General features: G+C 61.9%; 6 protein-coding genes. All 6 read right to left on the reverse strand.

The features are described from left to right. Positions 1-315 (reverse strand): type I-E CRISPR-associated protein Cas6/Cse3/CasE (locus tag Q1V74_RS11115; RefSeq protein ID WP_300648942.1); only part of this gene is annotated, 315 nt, incomplete at its 3' end. After that, positions 312-1,034, reverse strand: a complete 723-nt coding sequence (cas5e, locus tag Q1V74_RS11120) for a type I-E CRISPR-associated protein Cas5/CasD (RefSeq protein WP_300648944.1) — start codon at positions 1,032-1,034, stop codon at positions 312-314. The genes Q1V74_RS11115 and cas5e, both read right to left, overlap by 4 nt. Then, complete coding sequence (cas7e, locus tag Q1V74_RS11125; RefSeq protein ID WP_300648946.1) at positions 1,034-2,164, reverse strand: type I-E CRISPR-associated protein Cas7/Cse4/CasC; 1,131 nt, start codon at positions 2,162-2,164, stop codon at positions 1,034-1,036. The genes cas5e and cas7e overlap by 1 nt, the downstream gene beginning before the upstream one ends. Before the next feature lie 48 nt (positions 2,165-2,212). Next, positions 2,213-2,911, reverse strand: a complete 699-nt coding sequence (gene casB, locus Q1V74_RS11130) for a type I-E CRISPR-associated protein Cse2/CasB (protein ID WP_300648948.1) — start codon at positions 2,909-2,911, stop codon at positions 2,213-2,215. Then, positions 2,895-4,577: a type I-E CRISPR-associated protein Cse1/CasA gene (gene casA / locus Q1V74_RS11135; protein WP_300648950.1), complete on the reverse strand. Its 1,683-nt coding sequence runs from the start codon at positions 4,575-4,577 to the stop codon at positions 2,895-2,897. The genes casB and casA overlap by 17 nt, the downstream gene beginning before the upstream one ends. Positions 4,578-4,739: 162 nt before the next feature. Beyond that, entirely contained in the window at positions 4,740-7,580 is a 2,841-nt protein-coding gene (gene cas3, locus Q1V74_RS11140; protein WP_300648952.1) for a CRISPR-associated helicase Cas3', read from the reverse strand. Between the last annotated feature and the right edge of the window lie 626 nt (positions 7,581-8,206).

Below are 8,206 nucleotides of genomic sequence, written 5' to 3' on the forward strand. Positions count from 1 at the left end.
CACCAGCTCGAAGCGCCACCGCTGCCCACGAGTGAGTTTGCCCAGGAACCGGGAATAGTCCGCCGTTTGCGCAGGAAGCGTGTCCCACCCGGCCTGTTCCACCAGAACCGCACCCGTCGGCTTCTCTGGTCCCACCACATAAAGCACGTGCTCGTGCTGGCCCTGGTCCACGCGCCACAGCACCCTGGAGTCCGATTCATCCAGCTCGGGAGGAAAAGCAGCCCGCACCGCGGCGTGCATTCGCTGCGGGTCGCTCAGCAGCTTTCGCCCTTCCCTCCGGTGAGAGTTAAGCCGAATCTTCGTGAATGTCGTCATGCTCGCATCACCGTTTCAAAGAACACATCACCCGTCGCGAACTTCTCGTCACCATCCGGGTTGTCAATCTCCACGTCCTCGGCACGAATCACTTCCCGCCACCCGTACTTTCGGTGCTCCGGGCTGAAAGAAACCGGCACGTCCTGGCGGGGAACCGAGCCGCCCTCACCGGGGTTAGCATCCCGGTAGATCGCCAAAGACACTCGCTTCGGCGACTCCTTGCGGTGCACCGCGGTGGCATGCCACGTGTCATGGGCGCGCAGGGCAGACTCCGCGTCGCCATCCACCACACCGATCACGAGCCCGGGGTGCACTGGGCAAGACCGGCGACCCATGTACAGCGGGTAAGCGGGCCTGCGCAGGGCCTCCGCCATATCGTCCAGCAGTTCCCGATCCGCAGATTCGACCGCCGCGACGAACGCCGCGTCCGAAAGGAAGTACCTGGTCACGAGGCTGGCGTTTGCTCCTGGGTTCTTCAGCCAGGGCTGCGCCGTCTGATAATCCCGCAGCAGGCTGCCCGACTGATCAACACGCACCGCCATCCGCAGCTTGGCCAGGTCCTCCACGCCGTCAGTACGGCGCCGCCCCTGCGCAGCCGCGATCAGCCCCACGATGCCGGACTTGGTTGGCGTGGTAGCCGTCGCCCGCACATTGAACCGGGACTCGTCGCCCCAGGACTGCATGGGCCCTTTGAGTAGTAGTAAGAGGGAATGCACCATTACTCATCACCCATGAGCTGATCGATGGCGCCGGCCAGCTGCTCCTTCAGCTCCGGAAGGGTCACCTGGGTCGCGATATCGGCGAATGGCTCCGCCAGCTGCCCCAGGCCCATAACGAAGGATGCCTGCGGCTTGAAACCGTAGACGTTCTCCACGTCCCGGGCCTCCTGGGCCAGCACCTCGGCACCGACCTCACGGCGGCCCTTGTCCTCGGTTGCTTCGACAGGAGCCTCGAAGGCGTTCACCAGGGAGACCGGGCGGGTATCGCGAACCGCGACGTAGACGAGCTCCGGCAGGGTCTGGTTAGCGAAGGTGTTGATCTTTCCGGTCGGCATCGACGCGATGAAGGCCTCCACGAACTCCACGGCAGCCTGCTTCGCTGCGTCCTCGGAGTCCAGGTTCTCAGCCAGGCCCTCCAGGTTGACGGTGGCGTAGCGGTACAGCGTCGAGGACATCATCTGCACTGTCGTGATCATGCCAGCGCCGGTTTCTTCCCCCTTCTCTGCGAGGTCATCGACAGCGGTCAAGTAGTCGAATTCCGGTGCGGACTCGTGGATTCCGAGCGCGTGAGCGACCTGCACAGCGGCGTCGACGTTGTAGGCGGCATCGTCGGCCACCATGCGGCCGAACATGGCGATATCCACCGAGTGCTCCTGGTCGAGGATCTCCAGCGCCTCACGCTTGGTGAAGTTCTTGCCGTCGCGCTCCTGGATCGCCTTGACCGCGTTGTTGATCTGATGGGGGCTGAAGAACAGCAGGTAGCCAGTTTGCGGGTAGGCAACCTCTGCATCCTTCTCGTCCTTATCCTTGGTTTTCTTCTCGACGGCAGTCTTGACCTTCATCGCCTTGAACAGCTGCTCGGTTCGCTCGATCGCGGCGCCCTGTTCCATGCCCTGCTCTTCGAGCTGGCGCGCGATCTTCTCCGGGAATCGCTTGGACCGATCGCCGATGTTGGCGGCGTCGAAATTCTCGAAGAAGTAGCGGCGGATCGCGCGCTTCCAGGACTGGGAGGAGACGCGCTGCCGCGGCACGCCGCCAAAGATGGCGTTCTTCGGCGCGCCCGTGTCGTCACGGTTAATCAGGGACGGCGGCAGGGACTGGAGGGCGTAGATATCAATGATCTTGGACATGGTGATTCCTTCCGGATTAGTGGTCGACGGTGTCGTCGTGGTGGTTGTTTAGGACTCTTCGGTGGTGGCTCGGCCACGGAATGTTCCGTCGGCGAAATCTCGGCCCCATCGCAGAAGCACGCCGTTACGCCGGCGGGGGTTCTCCAGGCTTCGCAGATCCTGCGCAAACTGCCCGTAATCGAATCCAATCTTCTTGTCTCGCAACAGTGCGATGAGATTGCGCAAGTGGATCATTCGCGTGTCCTCGTTGAACGCCGACTGCATGGCATCGAACCTCGGCTTGATCGACTTCGATTCCACCGTGGCGTGCAGCCGACCGCACGCCGCGGCAAATGACTGCTCCGCGTTATGTAGCGGCTGCTGGGAACTCTGCATGTGCTGGCCGAAAAGAGTGAGTGCATAGAACGCGGCGCGCTCAGACGGGGATGCGTGGTCCGACTTCCCCTGCTCCCTTTCGCTCAGAGGAACGACCAGCGCCATCAGTACGGACTCCAACGCGAGGGGGTGCTCCTCCAGCTTGAGGGCGCCTGCCTTACGGAGCTCGGCCAGCGTTCCGCGCGCATTGGCTGCCGCAGTGTTCCCACCCGTGAGGTAGTCGCGTTGCAGGATCTCTGCCGTGCGCCCAACTGCAAATTTCAGGTTTGGACGCTGCTCCGCGGTGGTGATGGCCGTCTCCGCCATTCCCGTGTCCGCTGCGTCCGTAGCCGCACCAAGTGACGGAGCGGTTGTTTTAAGCTCGCTCGCCATTGCCTTCTCCTTCTTCGTTCATCGTTTTCTGTGGGGCTGTGAGAGGTAGTTCCTCATTGAGTTTTCTTTTGAGTTGCTGGAATGCTGTGCCTGCATTGACGACGCGGCCGCCAGAATCCTCGTCCAGCAGCCTGCCGATCAGCGCCTTCTGTCCCGCCCCGTTCAGCAGGTTCTGGGCGACTCCCAGCGCTGTCTCACGTACGGTGTGCTGCCAGGAGCTCACTTCCTGTGCCATATTCTTCGGATCCAGTCCCCGTAGCCAGCTGTGGAAACGGGGCTCCAGCTGGGCATAAAGCCGATCCGCGACATCAGCACCGAATTCATATTTTCCGCCGGCAGCCACGTAGAGCTGGCCGGCGAAGGCGCCCACCGCGGTCGCCACCCGCCCCGTGGCCTCCGCGCTATTACGGACGTCGTTACGGATAGCGCGGCTCCACTCAGAGTTCCGGAGCAGATGCACCGGGAGCCCAATGGAGGAGCTCACGATCGTGCCGTAAGTGGAGCTCTGCGGGCCGTAGGCCATCGACACAATCTGCAGGTCGAGAACCTCTCGATCCTCGAGGATTCTCGCGACGTTATCGACATTGTCCGGCCTTTTCGGCGGCAGCTCCCGGCTTGAGAAGCCTGGGTCTCCGTCCACCGCGACGAGGGCATCCAGCGAGCGCCAGGTGGTTCGCTGTTGATCGTATGGTCGCGGGTAGTAAGCCTCGAATCCCTTCTTGGACTTGTTTTTACTGAACCTATAAGGGGTCATTGGGTCCCCGAAGACGTTCAGCCCAGCATTCGGGATGCGATCGCCATTACTCACGAGCACCCGGGTGACCGCACCGTCTTCGGTGAAGAGTCGGATCCTGCGGGACTGCCACGTCGCCAGGTCTGCGGGCCCCTTCGGCTGGGTGGCTTCCAGATCCTGAGGCGCGGCGGTATCGGGCTCGCGTTCCCAGACTGGCTTATCCGTCTCGGCGGCAGTGGACACGCACGACCCCGTGGTGTTCAGCACGAGAGTTTCAAGCAGATTGGCCCCCCGGATCACGGTGCCACCCGTCAGGCCGGACCAGCCCTGCCCGATGGGGTAGCCCCGGCCTCCCTTGACCCGCGGATCCCCCACGGCCCCGGATTTAATGCCCGAGTAATCGTAGGCCTGGGCATGGATAAGCCAGCGGGCCGCTTCGTCATAGCTGATCGACGCCCGGCCTGGCCCCGTGCGCATGGTGAAGTAGCTGTCCTCCGAGTCCGGCAGAATTCGAGCGATCTCGTTGTTGGTGTTCTTCGCCGTATGCAGGTCTGCTACCTGCATGAAGGGCACCGTCGGGTCCAGCAGGTCAAAGCGTTTCTCGACCTCAGCCAGGTAGCCGAGCACGACCTCGTCCTTCCCCGTCTGCCGCACTGTTTCCCTCATATCGAGGAACCACGTGTCCCACTCAAACTTTTTGCGCGACCGCGGGCTCGGATAGCACCGCACAAACTCGTGGTAGTGCGCCCGCCAAAAAATGGCGAGCAATACCCGCAGCACGGCGTAATCCTGCGTGGGGGAATCCCCAACCACGGCTAGCGGCTTCGCACTGCCGTCGAACACCTGGCGGATGCTCAGCAGCTGGTTTCCCTCCGCGGTTCGGCACTTGATCCACGGTTCATGCACGAGGTTAAAAGTGTCGTTGCTTCCCACTGTTTCTCCTTTCCCGCTCACTGTCCCACCCCCTGACTGTTAGTCCTGTTTATTAATCATTTTTCCGATCTAGCTAATAACCTACGTTGCGGTGCAGACACGGTCCGGTCGCTCCGAAGTGGCGTTCGAACGGCCACACTGCTCTCTCCCCGTGATCCTCGGTCACCCCCTTGGCTTAGGCATGACCTCAAGGCCCAACTCCGAGCTGTATCGGACCAGGAACCTCCCAATCTCAGCCTCTCCCTTGTCGTCGAGGCGAAGCGCCAACTGCCCCTTGAGCAGGAACTGCTCCTGCCACTCCGGTGGTGTTTCTTCCTCTAGCTGGGTGACGACCGCGTCGAAGTCCTCATCCCAGCGCGTCATCCGTGTCGGGAGCCGAACAGTGCTCATAGCTAGATCCCAGGCCTGTTGAAATTCGGGCGTTACTCCGCTCAGGATTTCCACGGACTGTTCAGCACTCCGTGCAGCCAGAGCGCGGTAGCCATAGTCAGTGCTCGCCACTGGAATAACCTCGACGGTCGGCTCGCTGTCACGGACCTGTGCAGCACCCCGTTCCTCATCTCCCAGTGACTGCGCCACAGCAGTAGGCCCGTGGAAGAGTGACTCGAGCTCCTTCGCATCGAAGGCAGATGGAACGCGGTACGTTGCGGACCGCCCGTGCGCCCGTTCCTCTCGGCTCCGGCTCTCACTTTCCGCCTCTGCCCAGAGTTCAGCCCACTCCTCCGGGACCGCGTGGGCATCCCCGTACACCGCCTCCACCAAGGGGGCGGTATCGTCCGGCCGGCGGAAACGCTCCGGCAGGTGCAGCAAGGTGGCAAGGAGGATTTTGGGGTCATAAATCGCCTGGGCTCCCCTATCGAGCTCCGGCACCCCCTCCTTGTCCGCAACACCGCGGATAAATACCTGCGGCTCCCGCAACAACGTTGGCCGGTCCAACGTTGGCCTCTGGTGGCGGTGAATGCGCCCGATACGCTGAATCACCAGGTCCATGGGAGCCAGGTCGGTAATCAGAACGTCGGCATCGATGTCCAAGGACTGCTCCGCGACCTGGGTTGCAACCACGATCTTCCGCGCAGGCCGCCCGGCTCCCCGGCGCGCCGCAGGCCCAAGTTCCTCGCGCAAACGGTCCTCGCGTTGCGAGCGCTCCCAGGCCATGAATCCAGCGTGGTGTAGCTCAACCTCGCCCGGATAATCCTCGGCGAGCTCCTGGTATGCCTGCTGTGCACGCGCAATCGTGTTGCAAATAACCAGCGCACAACCGCCCTCGACGAGCAGCTGATCAAGCAGCGCCCGCAGCTCAGCGAGCTCATCTCCGATGACCTGCACGCTCGCGTCGAGATTCCTCGGCGACGGTTCCGGTTCCCAGACCTCGTCCTTCTCCTCCGTGACCACCGTGATCCTCGGATATGCGGAGGACTCGACCCTCAGCGGCTCACCGCTATACGCCTCCGCGAGTTCCTCACGCTGCCGGGTGGGCAGCGTCGCGGTCATGACGATCACGCTCGCCCCGTAGTAGGCGAGCCACGCGAGGGTGGTTTTGAGGTAGTCGGAGGTATAGGCGTCGTAGGAGTGAACCTCGTCGAAGATAATGACCTTCCCCGCTAGCGCGAGGTGCCGGAGCATGGAGTACCGCTGCACCAGCGCCAGCATGAGGACCTGATCCACGGTGCCGACGACGATATTGGAGAGCAGTCCGCGTCGTCTTCCACTCATCCACTGGCTGGCGACAACTTTCCCAGCAGCGCCGCCTGCCTCATCTTCCGCGATGCCTTTGTACTTCAGCGCTCGGTAAGGCTCCGCGAGCTGGTTCTTCGAATGCGCCAGATACAAGGACGCCACCCCGCCACCGGTCGTCCCCTGCGCCCAGTTGATGGTGCGGTCGAGCAGCCCGTTGGCAGTTGCCATCGTCGGCGCGGCGAAGTAGACGCCCTGGGCACCTCCCTCGGCGCCGATTTGATGGGCTGCAGCGAGTGCAGCTTCGGTTTTACCCACCCCGGTTTCCGCCTCCAGGATGTAGAGCGCTGGTCCTTCGGTGGCGCGTGCAGCCTCAACCATGGTGCGCTGCACGCTACGGGCACAGAATTCGGCTGGCCACGCGAAGGATTGCCGGAAGAACTCATCGACATCCTCAGCAGGCTCTGTGGGCTTCCACGGCGAGGTGATGTCGGTTTTCGCCATTCCGCCCTCCAGGCGCTCTGGCATTGACTGGAGGGTAAGTGGGAAAGCATCGACGTTGGAGGCAATCCAGTCCGCGAAGACGACGATGCCCGTGAGCAACTGCAGCTCCGGAGCTCGAGGGGTGGACATCTTGCTCAGAACCGGCTTAATCTCCGTTAACTCAGCGAATCCGTCCAGCAGCTCCTTGTGGACCTCCCGCCAGGGTTGCGGATAGTCCTCCAGGGCGTCCTCAACATCCCGTCGGAGTTGCTCATCTGCCGGAATTCCATGATGAGCACCAACGATGGAGCGCAAGCGCCTACGCATACTGCTAGACACCGAGGTCTCCGATTCAAGCCACTCCCCTAGCAACGCGGCGGAGGCCACGCTGTGCGGCACCGCTTGTAGATTGGTCTCTCGATACCCAGTGTCGACCGGTAGCCCGGCGTCCGCGACAGCGTTAAGCAGGTAGTCATATCCTGGCTTTTTGTCCAGCAGCCCCTGGAAATGCGTAGTGGCCTTTCCCGCGTCATGCCCGCCAGCCAGCCATGTCACGAGGCGGCGCAACTCCCCCACATCGATACCCAACTCGCCACTTAGGTCATTCTTTGTCGCATCCGCGACCCAGATGTCAAAAACCTCGCCGGCGGTCGCGGCCACATCTGCCAGGTGTTGTGGCAGGTTCAGGTACTCCCCCTCTTCCCCGGACTTCGCCCACAATGCCGCGAGCTGAGGGCTCACTCCACGCAGCCACGCATCAAGCTTGTCGATAAAAGCATCCCGCGTGTTGGGCGTGTTCGATTCACCAGCGTTCGATGCCTCAACGCCATGTCCGGAGGAAGTCATACAATCCCCTCTACTTCCGATGTTGAAACTAACCATAGCCACACTACGCAATTCGAGCAAGGTCTTTAACCCTTGCAGACATTCCCCGGTCTCTCATTTACTGCAGAGTGACTATTTCTAGATAACACGTTGTGCGTACTGTTGATCACGTTCCCTGCAACGTCACTACAGCAGGGATGAGCCTTGAGACACCGGCGAATGTGCCGCTTCCCCGCGCCAGCGGGGATCCCAAGGCTCTTTTTCTTTGCCAGCCACCGCCTCGCCCGCCCGCCGATTTCGCATAACGCGCGTTACACCATAATGTGAGACAGCGCACGCTTTCACGCTTTTTAGCAAGCTGGCGTTCAGGAAGAACTAGTGGAACACCCAGAAAAAACGTATTCTTCCCAGAAACGGCGTGATCCACGCCACACCCCCGCCCCGTTCGAGCAGGCCTCGCCGGGGCTCACACTTTTCGCTCGGGAGATCCCCGCACCGGAAACAGACCCAAGGAGGAACATTGACACCCAATCAAGTCGGCCTAGCGCTCGTGCTGCTAGGCGTGATGGTCTTGCTGGGCAAGACCATGCGAATCAATTGGGGCTGGACCCAAAAGCTGTTCCTCCCTGCCTCCATCCTCGCGGGCT

The sequence above is a fragment of the Paenalcaligenes sp. genome (assembly GCF_030152715.1).
Taxonomy (GTDB): Bacteria; Pseudomonadota; Gammaproteobacteria; order Burkholderiales; family Burkholderiaceae_B; genus Paenalcaligenes; species Paenalcaligenes hermetiae.